10 protein-coding genes are annotated in these 17,283 nt (G+C 65.2%); all 10 read right to left on the bottom strand.

Translation table 11 applies throughout. From position 1 onward, the window contains the following. Positions 1 to 27: 27 nt before the first annotated feature. The 10 genes from JLK41_RS23130 to JLK41_RS23085 all read right to left on the bottom strand — a co-directional run bounded on the left by JLK41_RS23130 (position 28) and on the right by JLK41_RS23085 (position 17,198). On the bottom strand, positions 28 to 5,277 hold the full coding sequence (locus JLK41_RS23130; RefSeq protein WP_210389932.1) for an RHS repeat-associated core domain-containing protein: 5,250 nt from the start codon (positions 5,275 to 5,277) through the stop codon (positions 28 to 30). Further along, a complete protein-coding gene (locus tag JLK41_RS23125; RefSeq protein WP_047584444.1) occupies positions 5,270 to 6,316 on the bottom strand; it encodes a DUF2169 family type VI secretion system accessory protein in 1,047 nt (348 codons plus the stop codon). Before JLK41_RS23125 ends, JLK41_RS23130 begins: the two co-directional genes overlap by 8 nt. Positions 6,317 to 6,328: 12 nt before the next feature. After that, positions 6,329 to 8,533 carry a type VI secretion system Vgr family protein gene (locus JLK41_RS23120; protein WP_210389931.1) on the bottom strand — a complete coding sequence of 735 codons (2,205 nt, stop codon included), beginning with the start codon at positions 8,531 to 8,533 and terminating at the stop codon, positions 6,329 to 6,331. 273 nt (positions 8,534 to 8,806) lie between these two features. Then, positions 8,807 to 11,476, bottom strand: a complete 2,670-nt coding sequence (gene tssH, locus JLK41_RS23115) for a type VI secretion system ATPase TssH (RefSeq protein ID WP_047592643.1) — start codon at positions 11,474 to 11,476, stop codon at positions 8,807 to 8,809. Further along, positions 11,473 to 12,291 carry a hypothetical protein gene (locus tag JLK41_RS23110; protein WP_210389930.1) on the bottom strand — a complete coding sequence of 273 codons (819 nt, stop codon included), beginning with the start codon at positions 12,289 to 12,291 and terminating at the stop codon, positions 11,473 to 11,475. The genes tssH and JLK41_RS23110 overlap by 4 nt, the downstream gene beginning before the upstream one ends. Further along, a complete protein-coding gene (gene tssG / locus JLK41_RS23105) occupies positions 12,288 to 13,337 on the bottom strand; it encodes a type VI secretion system baseplate subunit TssG (RefSeq protein WP_080757128.1) in 1,050 nt (349 codons plus the stop codon). The genes JLK41_RS23110 and tssG overlap by 4 nt, the downstream gene beginning before the upstream one ends. Then, on the bottom strand, positions 13,334 to 15,202 hold the full coding sequence (tssF, locus tag JLK41_RS23100) for a type VI secretion system baseplate subunit TssF (RefSeq protein ID WP_210389929.1): 1,869 nt from the start codon (positions 15,200 to 15,202) through the stop codon (positions 13,334 to 13,336). The genes tssG and tssF overlap by 4 nt, the downstream gene beginning before the upstream one ends. A gap of 2 nt (positions 15,203 to 15,204) precedes the next feature. After that, entirely contained in the window at positions 15,205 to 15,714 is a 510-nt protein-coding gene (gene tssE / locus JLK41_RS23095; RefSeq protein WP_210389928.1) for a type VI secretion system baseplate subunit TssE, read from the bottom strand. 11 nt (positions 15,715 to 15,725) lie between these two features. Beyond that, positions 15,726 to 16,529 carry a type VI secretion system accessory protein TagJ gene (locus JLK41_RS23090; protein ID WP_047592652.1) on the bottom strand — a complete coding sequence of 268 codons (804 nt, stop codon included), beginning with the start codon at positions 16,527 to 16,529 and terminating at the stop codon, positions 15,726 to 15,728. A gap of 180 nt (positions 16,530 to 16,709) precedes the next feature. Then, positions 16,710 to 17,198, bottom strand: coding sequence for an Hcp family type VI secretion system effector (locus JLK41_RS23085; protein WP_210389927.1), 489 nt, complete (start codon positions 17,196 to 17,198; stop codon positions 16,710 to 16,712). Positions 17,199 to 17,283 lie beyond the last annotated feature (85 nt).

The following is a 17,283-nucleotide window of genomic DNA, read 5'->3' as shown; positions in this document are numbered from 1 at the left end:
TTGGGCCTTTGTGGTGAGGGTCTCGTTTTAAATGAATACTTCATTTCCAATTTTTTGTAGCTCTTCAAACATGCTTCCTTTGCCACAGTCACTTTTAGGGTCTATTCCTTTTGACTGAAGTATCTTGTGAGCTTCTTCAAGTTTCTTAGCAACGGCTTCAGCATTTTCAATCGAGTGGCCTTCGTTTGGTGCCCACATTAGTGCTCCAACATCATGAACAGGGTCAATGCCATACATGTCAACAATGGCGCGACTTCTCTCTAATGCAGCTTTCATTTTTGGGAGATGGTCAAAGTCACCTTTGAAAATAATATGATGGCCATGTGGTCGCACCATGCCGCTAGGTTTTGGGATACCTGCTTTGATTAGTAGGGTTCCCCAGCAGCTAAGTCCAAACGGATCCAGCCATCCTATTGGATTAGGCGCATACTGGTAGTTATTAACCCCACCCAGCAACCCAATCGGATCCTGGCTGACAAACCGCCCGCAATCCGGATCGTAATACCTGAAGCGGTTGTAGTGCAGCCCGGTTTCCCCGTCAAAGTACTGACCCTGAAAGCGCAGGTTTTGTTCGACGGGCTCGGCTTGTTCCGCCCAGTGCTGGCTGAGGGTATTGCCGTCTGCGCTGGCAACCAGGCGGGGAGGGTGCTCGATTTTCGTCGTGTTGCCCCAGGCCTTGTAGGTGGCAGCCCAGGCAATATGCCCGGAGCGGTCGGTCAGCTCTCTTGGCGTGCCGAGGTGGTCGGTGTGGTAGTAGAACATCTCCACCGGGCCGGTTGCGGGCCGAGGCGGCTGTTCGGCCTGGCAGATGGCGTTGGCGACCTTGCGCGGTAGCTTGTCGAGCGTGGCCTGCCAGTGTTCGGGGTATTGCTCCTTGAGCGCCAGGTACTCGGCCGGCAGGACGCTGGGCTCCTGGGGCGCGGGTACGGCGCTGCGCACCAGTGCCAGAGGCACGAAGCTGTTGGGTTCATAGACGTATAACTGCTGCTTGTTCCCCTGGCGCTCCAGTAGCAAGCGGTTGCCGTCCCAGGCGTAGTGGCTGGTCTCGTCATCCAGCCAGGGGCGGCTGCGCTTGGGTTTGCTCGGGTCGAGGCGGTACTTGGCGATGCGCCGGCCGAAGGGGTCGTAGTCGTAGCCCCAGTGTTCGGTATGGGTGAAGCGGCCCTGGCGGCGGGTGATGGTGGCCCGGCTCAGTTGGTGTTCGGCGTCCCACTGGAACTGTCGCTCGGTGTGCGGGCCGGACTTCTTCTCGATGCAGTTGCCCCAGTTGTCGTAGACGTAGCGATTCTCCTGCCAGACGCGCAGGCGGTTGGGTTTGTTTTCCCCCCAGGTGCTGGGGTCGGCCTGGGCCTCGGCGGGGCTGAGCAGCGGGTTGAACGTGGGCTTGTCTAGGTTGGCCTGGACGTAGGCGGACCACTGTTCTTCGGTCCAGGTGGTCTGCTTGAGCCGGGCTTCCTGCTGCTGGGCCTGCTCGGGGGCCATCAGGTTGTGCGCCGGGTCGAAGGCGAACACTTCACTGGCCTGCGGTGCCTGGGCGCTGAGCAGGCGGCCGAGGGCATCGTAGCCGTAGCGGGTCGAGCCGTTGCGGCGGTCGTCGATGCCCAGCAGTTGTCCGGCCAGATCGTACTGGTAGCGACGGGCGATACGTTGGCCCTGGCTGGTCTGTTGGGCGCCGTGACCGGCATGGGGGCTGGCGGCCTGCTCCTGCAACTGGCTCTGGCTGCGCAACAGCCGGCCCAGTGGGTCGAGCTCGTAGTGGCTGTATAGAACACCCTGGCTGCGGCCGATTTCACGGTGCAGGGCATCACGTTCGAAATCACAGATCACCTCGAAGTCGAGGTTGATCTGGTGCGCGTGACCACTGCCATAGGTCAGTGTGTTGAGCTGGCGGCCATCGGGCAGGGTGGTGGTTTCCCGGTTGCCGAGCAGGTCGTAGGCGTGGCGCAGCTCGCTGCGCTGGCCGCCCCGGCTGTAGAGGGTTTCGCGGGCCAGTTGGCCGCTCTGGTTGTAGAACAGCTCGATGCGTGCCTGGCGGTTGCGCGCGCGGGTCAGTTGCCCGGCGGCGTCGTACTGGTAGCGGCTGTGGGCCACCTGCGGCTTGCCGTCGGTACCGGGCTTGTAGCTGACCTTGTCCAGCAGGCGGCCCATGGCGTCGCGCTGGTAGCGCGTGCGCAGCAGCGGGCCGTTGCCTCGGCCCAGGTGAGGGCTGCCGAGGGGCACGCCGTCGGCGCTCTCGAGCAGGTGGCCGGCTGCGTCGTAGCGGTAATCGATACGGCGGCCATCGAATCCCTGTTCGGCCAACAGCTGGTCGAGCACGTCCCAGGCAAAGTGGTAGACCGCGTTGTTTTCGTTGTGCAGGCGAATCAGCCGGCCGTGCACGTCGTATTCGTAGCGCAGGCTATGGCCGAGGGCATCGATGCGCTGCAGCGGCCGGCCTTCGGCGTCGAGCTGGTAGCGGGTGACGCGGCCCAGCGGGTCATGGTGGGCAACAAGCCGGCCCAGCGGGTCGTAGGCGAAGCGTTCGGTGGCGCCATCGGCGTGGCGCACGCTGCTCAGGCGATCAAGGCGGTTGAGGCGGGTGTAACCGTACTGGGTGTTGTGGCCGAGGGCGTCGGTCACGCTGGCCAGGCGCCCATGGGCGTCATAGCTGTACTGGGTGCGGTTGCCGGAGCAGTCGGTGTAGGCCAGCAGGCGGCCCTGGGCGTCGTGCTCCAGGTACTTTTGCCCCCCTCGGGCGTCGATGACCGTGGTGGGTAATCCACGGGCGTCCAGCTTGTACTCGGTGAGCGCGCCGTTGGCGTCGCTGACGGCGGTCAGGTTGCCACGCGTGTCGTAGCGGTACTGGGTGGTGCGTCCGAGTGGGTCACTGATGGACAGGGGCTTGCGCCAGCGCTCGTCCCAGCGCAGCTGGTAGCGGGCGCCGTCGGGCTGGGTCACGGCGAGCAGGTTGCCCTGGGCGTCGTACTGATAGCGAGTGACCCGACCGCTTGGGTCGGTGTGGCTGAGCAGGTGGCCGTAGACATCGCGCTGGAAGCGGGTACTGCCCCCGGCGGCGTCGATCTGTTCGATCAGATGATGGTCGGCGTCGTACAGGTAGTGTTGTTCGCGGCCGCTGGCGTCGGTGACGCGGTTGCGCCTCGCCACGGGGTCGTAGGCGAAGTCCCAGCGCTCGCCCTGGTTGGTGGTATTGCGCAGCACACGCCCCTTGGGGCTGTACTGGTCCCACTCGTAGCGTGAAACCAGGCCGCCGGGCTCGGCATGCTCGACCATGATGTGGTTGCGCCAGGCGAAGGTACGGCCAGGCTGGCCATCCGCGTCGCGCACCTCGATCAGGTCGCCGTCCTGGCTGTAGCGGTACTCGACCAGCCAGCGCTGCCGGGCGCTAGGGTAGTGGCCGCTGGCTTCGGGCTCACCCAGCAGTTCTACGACATGGCTCAGGCGCGGTTGCCGTGGCCGGGTGTGATCGAAGATAAAGCCGATACGCCGGCCGCTGCTGGTGTCGAGGTGGCGGGGCAGGCCATCGTCGCTGTAGTGCAGGCGCAGGTGGTTGTGGTTGGGGTCGATCATCCCCAGCAGGCAGAGGCTGCGGGCTTGCGGCGGCTGCTCGCGCGGGTCGCTCGGGGTGCGTGCCGGCAGGGGGGGCTGGTCTTCGTGGCGGCTGTCCAGCAGGTGCTGCCAGGCCTTGGCCTCGCGCTGCTCACGCTGGGCCTCCTGCTCCTGGAGGGCCTGCAGGTTGGCCTGCTCGCGCGGGCCCAGGCCGAAGATCAGGCGCAGGCCGTCCGGGCCGATCAGCTCGTACTGGTTGCGCTGGTTGCGCTGCAGGGTGGTGTGTTCGTACTTGGAGAAGAAGCGCTCGCCCACCGCCAGGCTGGGAAAGCGGGTGCGCCGGCCCTGCAGATCGATGAACGCGAGGCCGTCGGGCAGGGTTTCGAGGCGAAAGGCAATCGGCAGGCTCCAGCCCTGGCCAAGCCAGCCGACGTGGGCATTGCTGGACACGTAGGTGCGTTGCCAGGCCAGGGGCAGAGGTGCTTCGAGTACGAAGTCCAGGTCGCTCGGGCCTTCGAGCAGCTTGACGCCATAGATGGCATTGACGGGTTTGCCTTCGAGTGAGCAACCAAGGCAGTTGGGGTGAGCCTTGCCGTCTTCCTTTCCGGTAAGGCCATCTTTTTTACTGCCGTTGCCGTCATTGCCATCATCATCCCCCGAGCCCTTTGTCGGCTTGGCTGGTGGAGTGGCGCCGTCCGGCTTGCCTTCGGGCTTGTCGTGGGCCGAAGGTGCCTTGGCTTCACGGCGCTTGGCGGCCCCGACCTTCAGGCGCTCGTAGAGGTCGCCGATGCGTTCGCTGGACTTGCCCAGCAGTTGGCCCATCTTGCTCGCGGCGCCCCCGGCCCCGCGAGTAACCAGCACGATGGCGGCGCTCTCGGCCACGTGAACCTTGGCGGCGCCGATGGCTTCGCCTATCTGGGCGGCCATGGGCTTAGGGTCGGCGAGCATGTTGCTCAGCACATCGCGGGCCGAGCAGGCCATGTCGTCCAGCTGTTCCATCAGCCAGTCTTTGATGATGGCCTTGATGTCCTCGAAGCCGAGGTCGCTCAGCTCAGCGATGGCCTCGAAGGCGTCGGTGGTCCAGGCAACGGCGCCGTCATAGGCATCCGTCGCGGCCTCCTTGGCATCTGTTGCGATGGTGCCTATGTCGTTTTCCGACAGGTAGTCCCAGGAGTCGCTGGCCCAGCCGCCTACGGCGCTTGCACCGCCTTTGATGCTTTCCCAGTAGCCGCTGCCCTTCTCTTTGATCATGTCGGCCATGGCCAGGTCGTGGGCGTTGCTGTAGTTCTGCAGAAAACTCAGTGGGCTGTTGGTGAACTCGCCGGCCAGGCGCTCGGCCAGGGCGTCGATCAGTCCGGCGAACTCGGCCGAGCACTCGGCGTTGGGGCCGGGTTGCACGCCGCAGTTGATGGCGCCGGTGCACGGGGTGATGGCCGGGCCGTTGATGGTGCCCAGGTGGCCGTGGCTGGTAGAGAAGCCACCTTCGACGGGGTTGTCGTTGAGGAACTCGACGGGGGTGAAGAACTTGCCGCTGTCGATGGCGACCGAGCGTTCGAGAAACAGGTTGGCCTGGTTGCCGTAGGTGCGTTCGGCCACCAGCTCGGAGACCGCGAAGCTGACCGCTGGCACGCTGGGCACCATGCGCTGGCCGAAAGGGGTGGCGGCCAGGGTCGGTGAGACGACGGCGGCAAAATGCTTGGGCGTACGTTCGGCCTTGAGCGGATCACCCATGGCGCACCTCCGTGGCCACGCCGTTGGTCGCAGCGCAATAGAGGTTGATGCGGGTCAGTCGCGGGTCGTAAGGCACGATGGTGTGAAAGCGCAGGGTCATGTGTCTGTGATCAAGGTCGAGCAACACCGTGTCCAGCGACATTGGCTGGGCCTGGCGCGAGCCGTCCTGGTAGCGGCAAACGGCAGTTGCCTCGTAGGGCGGGATGCTCAGTTCCAGTGGGCCGTCGGGCCGAATGCCGGCCAGGCGAATCGGGTCGCCGGCTTTGAGAAAACGTGCCGGCTGCTGGTCTGCCGGCGCGGTGTTCCAGTAGCGCAGGTCCATGTCGAGCGGGATGTTGGGGGCAACCTCCTGCTGCCAGCGTTCGTCATAGGTGCCGGCATATTGCAGGCGTGCCGGCACATGGGCTGGCAGGGGGCCGAACCCGTCGGGCCTGACCGGCTGCGCGAACTCGCGCAGGGGCGCGTCCCAGGCCTCTATCTGCGCGGCCCGGTAGCACTGTGCGGTGTCGGCCTTGCGGGCGTCGAGGAAGCCACAGCCCACGGGGTTATCGGGGAAGTACTGGCCTTCCGCATAGTGCGGCAGGTCGCCGATGCAGCCACCGAAGGCGTTCTCGTACAGCAGCGCCACGCCTTCGGTGGGCTCGGGTTCGCTCAGGCTCCAGCCACTTAGGGTGCGGTGTTGCCAGTGGCGCGGGCCATGGATGCGCAGGCGTTTTTCCAGTGTGCCGACCTGCAGCGAGGCATACCACATCGGCAGCGGGCCGTCTTGCGGCGGGCGCACGGTGCCCAGCACCAGCACGTCGGTGGTGGGCTTGTAGGGAATCAGGTCGCTCGGGTACAGCAGCGAGGAGCGCTCGGGCTGATCGCGCCAGATATCGTGCAGGCTCAGCGCTGGCTGCTGCTCCAGCGCCTCCAGGCGACCCTCGGTGTTCCAGGCCAACGTCACCTTGCTCGACAGGCAGTGGTAGCGATTGCCATGAAAGAAACGGTGCTCGAATCCCTGTGTGGGAAACGAGGACTGGCTGACTATGACCGTCATGCTATCCCTGCCTTAGTTGAGGTCGATCTTCTTGGCGTCTACGTCGACCAGTTCCGTGCCGTTGACCGCGATCTTCAAACCTTCGATGGTGATGGTGCCGTTGTCCTCCAGGACAATCTTGGACTTGCCCACCTGCAGCAGAATGCTCTTCTCGTCCATGACCAGGGTGCTGTTGCCGCCGGCGGTCTGGGTATAGACGTCGCCCACCGTGGCCGTATGGTTCTTCAGTGTGTTGTCGGTACGGCTGAGGCCCACGTTGCTGACCATCATCATGCCGACGTTGAGGTTGTAGGCCGCGCCGATGTTGACCATCTTGCCCAGTCCGACGTTCTGCAGGCTGGCCAGGCTGATGGTCTCGGTCTTGTTGCGTCCCACCTGGATCGACCAGCTCTTGCCGATCCTGTCGGTCTCGTTGCCGTCCACTGTCTTGGTACGGTTGCCGTGCACGCTGATCTTTTCGTTGCCATCGACCGTTTCGGTACGATTCTTGTGCACGGTGATGGTTTCGTGGCCATCCACCGTCTCGGTACGGTTCTTGTGGATGTCGATGGTCTCGTTGCCGTCGACTTCCTCCTTGCGGTTGCCGTGCACGGTGATGGTCTCGTCACGGTCGACCGTCTCGGTGCGGTCGCGCTTGATGTGACTGGTCTCGTCGCGGTCGATGGTCTTGCTGCGGTCGTTGCCGACCCAGTGCGTCTCGTCGTGCTCGACTTCGATGTCCTGGTTCTTCTCCGCGTGGATCCACAGCTGCTCTTCGCCCTTCTTGTCCTCGAAGCGCAGGGCGTTGGCGTTCTCGTAGCCGCCGCCGAGGCTCGAACGGGTCAGGAAGCCCGACTGCGTGGCGTTGCCCGGCAGCTGCCACGGCGGCATCTGGAAGGCGTTGTACAGCCGGCTGGTGATCACCGGGCGGTCGGGGTCGCCGTTGAGGTAGTCGACCAGCACTTCCTGGCCGATGCGCGGGATCTGGATACCGCCGAAGTTCGAGCCCGCCCAGGGCGAAGACACGCGAATCCAGCACGAGCTGTTCTCGTCCTTGCTGCAGTAGCGGTTCCACGGGAACGACACCTTCACCCGGGCGAACTCGTCGGTGTAGATTTCCTGGCCCTGCGGGCCGGTCACCGTGGCGGTGTCGGGGCCGCTGGTCTGCGGCTTGGGCGTCAGCCGCTGGGGGCGGAACGGCTGGTTCGAGGGATGGGTCTCGACCTGGATGCGCAGCTCCAGCTCGTCGGAGCTGTGGGTGGCTTCGTAGTCGTTGTCGGTGAACTGGTAGTGCGCCGCGACGATCAGGTATTCGCGGTTCTGCGCCGCGTCGGGGTGCTTCTCCAGGCTGAACAGGTAGCCCGGCGCCAGCCCGCGCGCAAAACCGGTGGCCTGGCCGCGCAGGTGGCTGCTCTGCAGCTCTTCGGTGCGCACCCGGGCATAGGCCTCGCCCTCGGACAGGTTGGTGTAGCCGCCGGGGTAGTCGAAGATCTCGTAGCTGCCGTGGGCATGCCCGGGCGACTGGTCGCGGCGGACCGCGAGGTCCGAGCGCGGCATGGTGAAGTTGTAGTCGTGGGTCATGTACTGGCCCGGCTTGAGCGCGCCCCCGGCGGACCAGACGTCCAGGTGGTCCTGGCCTGGGTAGGCCACGTCCGGGGTGAACGGCAGGCTGGCGTAACCCGGGTAGGGGTTGCACAGGCCGATGTCGTCGCTGATCACCATCACGTGTTCGCCGGCGCTGTGCTCGAACCAGAACCAGATGCCCTCGTTCTCCAGCATGCGCATGACGAAGTTGGCGTCGCTCTCGCGGTACTGCACGCAGTACTCCCAGAGGCGGTAGTTGCGCGTGAGCATGTAGCGGGTGGGGAAGGGGTACTGGCCGAGCACCTGCTTGACCATGTCCGGGGCGGTCATGTTCTGGAAGATGCGGTAGTCGCTGCGCCGCGTGCCGTACCACAGCCAGGGCTTGAGCAGAGCCTGGTAGAGGTAGTGGCGACCGTGCTTGCCGACCTGGGCGAACTGCATGCACTGGCCGTTCAGGTGGCGCCTGGCGCCGCCGGCCAGCTCCATCTCCAGGGTCACCGGCGTGCCCAGAATGGCCTGCGGGTCGAAGCTCTTCTGCTCGCTCTTGAGCAGCAGCGTCAGTTCGAACAGCCGGGAAATTTCCTCATGCCCGCGCAGCGAGGAAAAACGCAGCGCACTACCAAACACCGTGGTGACGTTGAACGCACGATTCACAATACGACTCCCTATGTGTACATATCCCTTTGATGCGTCACCCTCAGCCTTGGCTGAAACGCTGGCGGCCGACAGCGCGAACTCTGCCGGGCTTGGCTGGTGGGCGACAACTCGCCGGGTGGCTGAACAGGATTTGGCTCACAAATTGGCGGCGGTTTTTCCGTAATTCGAGAATCCTGTCTACAAGTCCGCAGCCTCCGCGGAACCCGGCGAGCCAGCGGCCGCCGGGCAGGGTTGCCGGGCGCTATGAACACGCACGGCTGCTGTGTTGTTTCAGGCACCTGCTGCGGGCGTCCGGACCTCGAAGTGGTAGGTGAACTCCTGTTGCTGTGCACCCAGTGCGATCAACGCCAGTTCGCTGTCCTCGGCCAGGCTCTGCAGGTAACGGCGGCTGATGACCGGGAGTACGTGCTGGGTGAGGATCGCATCGATCATGCGTCCTCCCGACTCGACTTCGGTGCAGCGGCGAATGATCAGCTCCACCGCGTCGTCGCTGTACTGGAAGGGGATGCCGTGCTGCTGCTCGATCCTGCGTTTGATGCGATCGAGTTGCAGGCGCACGATGCTGGCCATGTTGCCGTCGCTGAGCGGGTAGTAGGGGATGACGTTGAGGCGACCGAGGAAGGCCGGCGGGAACACCTTCAGCAGGGGCTCGCGCAGGGCGTTGGTCAGTGCCTCGGGCTCCGGCGAAAGCTCGGGGTCGCGGGTCAGGCTCATCACCAGGTCGGTGCCGACGTTGGACGTGAGCAGGATGACGGTATTGCGAAAGTCGATCTGGCGGCCTTCGCCGTCTTCCATCCAGCCTTTGTCGAAGACCTGGAAGAACAGTTCGTGCACGTCCGGGTGGGCTTTCTCGACCTCGTCGAGCAGCACGACCGAGTAGGGCTTGCGGCGCACGGCCTCGGTGAGGATGCCGCCCTCGCCATAGCCCACGTAGCCGGGCGGGGCACCCTTGAGGCTGGAGACGGTATGCGCCTCCTGGAACTCGCTCATGTTGATGGTGATCAGGTTCTGTTCGCCGCCATAAAGTGCTTCGGCCAGGGTCAGGGCGGTTTCCGTCTTGCCCACGCCGGAGGGGCCGACGAGCATGAACACGCCGATCGGTTTGTCCGGGTTGTCCAGGTGCGCGCGCGCGGTCTGGATGCGGCGGGCGATCAGCTCCAGGGCGTGCTGCTGGCCAATCACGCGGCGCTGCAGGGTGTCGGCCAGGCCGAGTACGGCGCTGATTTCGTCGCGCAGCATGCGTCCGACCGGAATCCCGGTCCAGTCGGCCACCACCGAGGCAATGGCGGCGTGGTCCACGGCCGGCAGGATCAGCGGGTTGTCACCCTGCAAGGCGGCCAGCTCGCTCTGCAGCTGGCGGTGTTCGTCGAGCAGCGCCTGGCGCTGGCTGTCGTCGAGGTCGCCATCGCGCAGCTGCGTGCGCACGTCGAGCAGGCGCTCGGCGGTGTGCCGTTCCTGCTCCCAGCGGCCTTGCAGCTGTTGCTGCAACTGCTGTTCATGTTGCAGGCGCTCGTGGCAGATGCGGCTGCGCTCGCCGATGTCCAGGCCCATGCTGCCTTCGCGGGCGATGATGGCCTGCTCGGTCTCGAGCATCTCGATGCGGCGCTGGCACTGTTCCAGTTCGGCCGGCACGGTGTGCTGGCTGATCGCCACGCGGGCGCAGGCGGTGTCGAGCAGGCTGATGGCCTTGTCGGGCAGTTGCCGCGCGGGGATGTAGCGATGCGATAGCTGCACGGCCGCCGCGAGGGCCTCGTCGAGCAGCAGTACCTGGTGGTGCTTCTCCAGGGCGCCGGCAATGCCGCGAACCATGGCGATGGCTTTGGCCTCGTCGGGTTCCTCGACCTGGATGACCTGGAAGCGGCGGGTGAGCGCGGGGTCTTTCTCGATGTACTTGCGGTACTCGCTCCAGGTGGTGGCGCCCAGGGTGCGCAGGGTGCCACGGGCCAGCGCCGGCTTGAGCAGGTTGGCCGCATCGCCGGTACCGGCGGCGCCGCCGGCACCGATCAGGGTGTGGATTTCGTCGATAAACAGGATGATCGGCTTGGGGCTGGCCTGGACTTCGTCTATGACCTGGCGCAGGCGTTGTTCGAACTCGCCTTTCATGCTGGCACCGGCCTGCAGCAGGCCGATGTCCAGCATCAGCAGCGCTACCTCGCGCAGTTGCGGCGGCACGTCGCCGCTGGCCAGGCGCAGGGCGAAGCCTTCGGCCACGGCAGTCTTGCCGACGCCGGCTTCACCGGTGAGCAGGGGGTTGTTCTGGCGGCGCCGGATCAGGATATCGATGACCTGGCGAATCTCGTCGTCGCGCCCGGTGACCGGGTCGATCTCGCCGTTGCGGGCGCGCTCGGTAAGGTCGACGGCGAAGCGCTTCAGGGCGTCCTGCCTGCCCTGGCTGGCCAGGGCGTTGCTGGCCTCGCCGGGCTCACCGGCCAGGTGGCTGCCATCGCTGCTGCTCAGGCCGTCTTCGGCCGAACCGCGCAGCAGGCGCGGCAGGTCTTCGCTCAGGGTATCGGCGCTGAGCCTGGCCAGTTCCGGTGAAATGGCGGTGAAGATGCTGCGCAGGTTGGGCGTCTTGAGGATGCCGAGCAGCAGTGCGCCACCGCGCACCTGGTTCTCTTGCAGCAACAAGGTGGCGTAGACCCAGCCGCGCTCCACGGCGTTTTCCACGTGCTCGGACAGGTCGCTGATGGAGGTGGCGCCGTTGGGCAGCCGGTCCAGAGCGCGTACGACGTCCGCTTCGAGGCGTGCCGGGTCGAGCTGGTAGTGCGCGATGATGCGCTGCAGGTCGCCATCGTTCAGCTGCAGCAGCTGGTGCAGCCAGTGCACCAGTTCGACGTACGGGTTACCCCGCAGCTTGCAGAACACTGTGGCGCCTTCGATGGCCTTGTACAGAACCGGGTTGAGCTTGCCGAACAGGGCGGCGCGGCTGATCTCGCTCATTGTGCGTTGGCCTCGACTTGGGGGGCGGCCGGCGGCGCGACGCGCAGAGCCGTGGAGGTGAAGGGGCGCTTGGCCTGGTCCTGGGCGTCGGTGACCGGCGTTGCCTGGATCGGGGTGATTTCCCAGGTTCCGGCCTCGCGGGTAAGGGCGTAGGCGAGCGGGTGGCCGTCTTGCATGACCGGCTCCAGGCCCTTGCGGTTGAGGGCGTAGAGGCTCACCTCATAGGCGCTCGGGTCCCCGACCGCATCGAGTTCGGAGGGCACCAGGCGCGCATAGTTGAGCGTCGGCGAGCCGGCCAGGCGACCCAGTACGCGCTCGCCCAGGTAGGCATCGGCTAGCAGCGGATAGTAGACCGGAGCCGACGGCGTGCTGACGTCGACCACGTGGAGGAAGCTGTAGCGCTGCCAGTCGGTGACCGAGAACAGTCCCTTGCCGGGGCCGCTGAACGCCAGATAGCGCTTCTTCGGCATACTCAGCTCGAGCAGTCGCGTATGTTCCATGTCCAGTCGTGGCAGGTCGCCCCAGAGGCTCTGGGTGGCGTTGAAGCGCTTGTAGCGGTACAGCACCGAGGCGGCCTCTTCGCCGTGTATCAGGTAGTCCGGCGTGTTGTGGGCAGACGCCCTGTAGGTCGTGCCGGACTTGGAGGTCTTGCTGCTGAAGGAGTCGCTGATCTGCGAAACCGAAGGCCGTTCGAGGTTCCAGATACTGTCGAGGGCGAAGGCCATGCTTCCGTCGACTTCCGCCTGGCTGGGAAGGGTGAAACCGAGTGCGGCCAGCGGGAGCAGGTAACGGGTCAGGATGCCGAAGCGCTTCATGGTTGGGGTCTCGTTGAGGTGGTGGGATGCGGCGCATGTCGTGCGGCGCGCCGGGGAGGGTTGAGTAACAGGTCGTCGCGGTCGCCGGCGGCGCCACCGTTGCCCAGCCAGGTGGTCTGGCCGAGCTGGCCGGCTGCGCCCAGGCGGGTGCTGGGGACATCCGTCGCGCGCAGCACGAGGCGGACATCCCAGGCAAATTCGATACCGATGTAGCTGTACAGCCAGTCGAGCAGCTGCGGGTAGTTGCGTCCTTCGGGCAGGAAGTGCCGGTAGTTCTCCAGGCTCATCGGCCCCAGGCGCAGGCGAAAGCTGTGCTGCTTGTCGAGCACGGCCTTGCCGGCGACGGTGTTGACGCCGAGCTGGGCCATGCTGTGTCGGTGCAACTGGGTGCGCTGGTCCCGTGGTAACGGCAACCAGTGCGGGGTGAACTCCTCGAGGCGCACGGCAACGCCGAAGTAGTTGCCGAGAATGCGTTCGAGGCTCTCGGTGTTGCGCACCTGGCGCGACAGGTGCCCGGCGTGGCTCCAGCGAGCGTGATCGTGCACGCTGTCGCGCTGGCGCTGGCCGGGCAGACCGTGATGTACCAGGCTGGCGACATAGCGGGTGAAGTCGTCGTTCTCGCGGTCGAGGCTGACGGTGGATTGCGCCGACGACCAGGCGCGATAGAACAGCTGGATCAGGCGATGGTGAAAGATGTCGGCGAAGGCCGCCAGGGTATCGTCGCCGTGATGGTTGGCTCGCTCCATGGCGTACTCGGTCATGCCCAGCGGCAGGGGGCCGTTGGGGCCGAACAGGCCGAAACTGAGAATGCGCAGCTTGGTCAGGGCCTGCCCGTTGTCCACATCGGCCAGGGTCGCGGGGGCGAAGGCCGTGGAGGGTGCCTGGCCGAGGCGAACCGGGTCCTGGCTGGGGCGACGCGAGCGTCCCAGGCGGGGTCGCTCCGGGTGCAGTGACTCGATCCGGCGCAAGGTGGCAAACAGGTCGAACGCATACGGTCGCTCGGCCAGCAGCTGCCAGAACTGCGCGGTCTCTTCGGTTCTGCTCATAGCGTGGGCCTTGTCCCGAAGCGTGGTGCCCAGTGGCCGATGCGTCCGCGCTGGGCGCTGTCCAGGCGGGTTTCGATAAAGCTGTTGAGGCTGACGTGACGGCTCAGGTAGCGCTCCAGGACCGCGCCGAACAAGTAGGAACTGCCGCCGGCGAACAGGGCTTCGTCGATGACCAGATCGATGGCCGCCCCACGGCCGTAGATCAGCGGCCCTGCGCCGGGCAGGCGACGGGTAACGGGGGTGACCCGGGAGCTGATCAGGCCCTTGACCTGTTGTGCGGTGGCCGGGTCGCCAAGCGCGGTATAGAGCATCAGCAGTTCGCGCAGCGCTTCGGCACCCTGCTGGGTATTGAGGTCGTTGAGCGACTGGTAGCCAAGGCTCAGCTGGCTGATCAGACGCCAGACCAGCTCGCCGTCGACGACTGCCGAGCGGGGTCTGGTCGGGCCCTTGAGGATGCGCACGGCCGAAACCGGCAGGGAGCCGAGCGGCAGCAGGTCGTAGGTGTTGCCGATTGACATCAGTAGCGGCAGGTCGCGGTTGGTCACTGTCATTTCCACGCCCAGCTGGCGCAGCGTGCCGGCGTAAGGCGCCTCGTGCTGGTCGACCAGGCTGAGGAACACTTCCGAGCCGATGTAGGTGCTGCGGGCACCTCGGCGCTGGGCGGTGTCCGATGGCAGGCGCGGTTCGCGTCGCAGCGAGAAGTAGGCACCGTGGCTGCTACGGTCTTGCGCCACGCAACTGTAGAACGGGCGGAACTCGGCCTCTCGGGCATTGTCCTGGCCAAAGCCCTCGGCGCGCGCGACGCTGTACACCTCGTAGTCCAGGGGGCGGGTGCGGTCGGCCACCACGTGGAATTCGCTGCGGTTGTCGGCAATCGGTACGCGGTCGGAACGCATGTCGATCAGATTGATCGCCGGGGTGCAGAACAGTGCGAAGTGCTCGGGGCCGACCAGGCTTTCGTACTCGCTGGCATCCTCGCCAAGCAGGATGGCCAGCTCGAAACCGTCGGCACCGGGGCGTTGCGCCAGGGCATTGCGCAGGCCGTCGATCGCGACGAAATGGTAGCGTGAGGGAAACGCGAAGTACTCGTGCAGCAGGCGATAGCCCTGAAAACCCCGGCTGTCGTAAGGCAGCAACGCTTCCTCATCGGTCATGCCCTGCGGTTGCAGGGCCGTGCCCGGTAGCACGCTCCAGCTGGTGGCGCCGTGCGGGCGTACGGCGACCGCCAGCGTGTGTTCGCAGAGCAGTTCGTAGAGATGCGAGGCGAGGTGGCCGGCGTCACGCAGGTGCAACGACAGTCGGTCCAGTCCGGCGATGCTGCTCTTCGTATTGCCGCCGACCTCGAAGCGCAGATGCAGCATCGATTTGACTGGCTTGCGGGCGGTCGAGCGGGGCATGCGGATGTCGCTGCTGGCGCCCTCGAAGCGGGCGGCGGCCAGGGTCAGGGGCCAGAGTTCGACCTGATGCGCGGTGCGGAACTCGCAGCGGGTCTTGCGCGTGTCCTGGCTGGGCTCCTGCAGGCGCGTGCCCCGGGAGACGACGAAGCCGTTTTCCTGGTTGGCGCTCATTTCGCCCGGCGTGAACTGCACGATGCACATCGCCGGGGTCGGTGCCAGGTAATTGGGGTAGATGACTTCCAGCAGGCGTTGGGAGAAGCGCGGGAACTCCGCGTCCATTTTCAGCTGAATGCGCGCGGTGAGAAAACAGAAGCCCTCGAGCAGCCGCTCCACGTAGGGGTCGGCGACCTCCATGTCGCGCATGCCCAGGCGTGCGGCGACCTTGGGATACTGTTGGGCGAACTCGGCCCCGAGCTCCTGCATGTAGGCCAGTTCGCCGTTGTAGTAGTCCAGCAGCCTGGGATCCATGGTCAACTCTCCGAGCGGTTTTCCAGAGAGACCTGGCCGCACTCCAGGTCCAGATGGGTGTGCAGCAGGAGCTCCAGCGGATAGGGCTCGCACCAGAGCTGGCCCTTGATCTCCAGCGACAGGCGATTGTGCGAGGCCTGGCCGGCTGCGTCCGGCAGGGCGCGGATGCGCAGCGAGTCTGGCAGTATCCGGGGCTCGAAAGTACTGATGGCGCGGTGCAACTCGCTTTCCAGATTCTGCCAGTCGGTGTTGTCCAGGTGCCGACCAGAGAGCGCCGGTACGCCGAAGTTGAGCACGGAATGCTGTGCTCGTTCGGCGCCCAGGAACTCGGTGTTCGACTCGATATTGATGGTGTTCAGCAGCCAGGACAGATCGCGCAGGACGCTCTTGCGATAGGCGCTCTTGCTGATGCTGCGTGCCTGTGGCGACTCGTCGCGGCGCAGCGGTTCCTGATCGGTCAGGCGATCGAGCAGGGCAGGCATCAGTGGCCGGCCACTGGCGGTCTTGTTCATGCCGTTGGCGCTCATGCTGCGCTGGCCCGAGTGGTGATCCGGCGCACGCCGAGCAGCGGGTGTTCGCCAGCCGAGCTGACCAGCATGCGCTGGCCCAGACCGGCCCAGAGGTCCTCTTCCAGCGCCTGCCACTCGGTCAGACTGGAAAGCGCCAAGGCATCGTTGCCCTGGGCGTGGCTCAACGGATAGCGGCTGGGAATGAGTACCGGGTGCTGGTCGCCGTTGACGAGTGTCAGGCGTGCCGGCGTCCAGACCAGGTCACGCAGGTCCGTGGGGGCGTCGAGTTCGAGTGTGCGGATATCCTCGAAGGCAATCCAGTAGTAGTGGCCGTTGAGGAACGCCTCGAGGACCGGGCCAAGGCGTGAGTCGGCGTCGGCGAGCCATTGCACCGGCTCGTCGTCGATGAGGAAAGGGGTCTCGGGCGCCTGTTCGAAGGCCTGGGCCTGCAGTGCAGCCGCCTGCGCCGAATCGCCCTGGGCGCGACTGGTCAGCGATTGCGACAACGTCTGCAGCCACGCTGCGGGCTCACCAATGGTGCTTGGGCTCAATTCGCCCTGCAGTACGCGCTCGCGAATGCGCTCGCAGCGGATCGCCTCGCGATAGGCCTGGGCCATGGCGATGGCTTCCGGGGTCAACTGGGCGGCGGTCTGCAGTTGGCCGACTGCCCGCTCCCACTCGCCCATGACCATGCACAACTGGGCATAGTGCACGCGTAGCCTGGCGTCGCCGGGGGCCTGGCGCAGCGTCTGGATCAGGCGGCTGGCCTGTTCGGCCAGGGGAACTCGGAACAGGTCGGGATCGGTCGATTGGTTCATGGGTTCACCTCCTCTTCGAGGCTCTGGGGCGGCAGCGTCGTGCGCTGGTCACTAAGGCAAATGTGGCCCTGGCCTGTGTGCGTCGTGCGGACGGCCAGGGCCAGGCTTGCGAATCCGTTCATGGGGCTGTGCCCCGCCGGAGGACGCTCGCTGCGCGGCGTTCTCCGGAGCCGCGAGGGGTCAGCCCTCTTTGTTGCCCTTGACGTCCCAGGCACCGGTAACCGATGCACCCATGGAACCGTCGGTGTTCTGCTCTTTGACCTCTACGGTGATCATGCCGTAGGAGATCGCGACGCTTTCGGTGATGCGCGCGTCATTGCTGGAGCCTGCCGGACCGGCATGAGTGATCAGGCACTCGGTCAGGGTGACGCGCATGTATTCCTGCGAGCCATCGCCGACCTTGCAGCAGGACAGCTCGACCTTCGGTATGTGCTTGCCCGCCGCGCAGTACTTCATCAGGTTCGGAGTGGCTTTATCCACGTAGTGGGTGAAGGTCAGCGGCGCGAAACTCGCCTTGCCCACGCCGCTACCTCCGCCTGTGAAGGCCGATGCAGCCTGGGTGATGCCATAATTCAGATCAATGACGTCGATCCAGCCGGAATGCTTGGAGTCCTTGGACTCACCGGGAATACCGTCGATTTTGATGTAGACATCTTGGCGTGAAGACATTTATGTAGTCCTTTTGGATTGTGCATCTGAGATGATCTGAAAAGACATATATCGAAGAGTGTGCCTCAATGGCTATGAATGTTTT

The organism is Ectopseudomonas khazarica, assembly GCF_017915135.1.
Classification (GTDB): domain Bacteria; phylum Pseudomonadota; class Gammaproteobacteria; order Pseudomonadales; family Pseudomonadaceae; genus Aquipseudomonas; species Aquipseudomonas khazarica.
Note: the sequence above shows the minus strand (reverse complement) of the source record. Positions and strands in the feature narration are given on the sequence as shown.

Coding starts and splice junctions, on each gene's coding strand:
- tssF (WP_210389929.1), bottom strand. CDS start 15,202: ATGGATCCCAGGCTGCTGGACTACTACAACGGCGAACTGGCCTACATG.
- JLK41_RS23110 (WP_210389930.1), bottom strand. CDS start 12,291: ATGAAGCGCTTCGGCATCCTGACCCGTTACCTGCTCCCGCTGGCCGCA.
- JLK41_RS23090 (WP_047592652.1), bottom strand. CDS start 16,529: ATGAACCAATCGACCGATCCCGACCTGTTCCGAGTTCCCCTGGCCGAA.
- JLK41_RS23125 (WP_047584444.1), bottom strand. CDS start 6,316: ATGACGGTCATAGTCAGCCAGTCCTCGTTTCCCACACAGGGATTCGAG.
- tssH (WP_047592643.1), bottom strand. CDS start 11,476: ATGAGCGAGATCAGCCGCGCCGCCCTGTTCGGCAAGCTCAACCCGGTT.
- JLK41_RS23085 (WP_210389927.1), bottom strand. CDS start 17,198: ATGTCTTCACGCCAAGATGTCTACATCAAAATCGACGGTATTCCCGGT.
- tssG (WP_080757128.1), bottom strand. CDS start 13,337: ATGAGCAGAACCGAAGAGACCGCGCAGTTCTGGCAGCTGCTGGCCGAG.
- JLK41_RS23130 (WP_210389932.1), bottom strand. CDS start 5,277: ATGGGTGATCCGCTCAAGGCCGAACGTACGCCCAAGCATTTTGCCGCC.
- tssE (WP_210389928.1), bottom strand. CDS start 15,714: ATGAACAAGACCGCCAGTGGCCGGCCACTGATGCCTGCCCTGCTCGAT.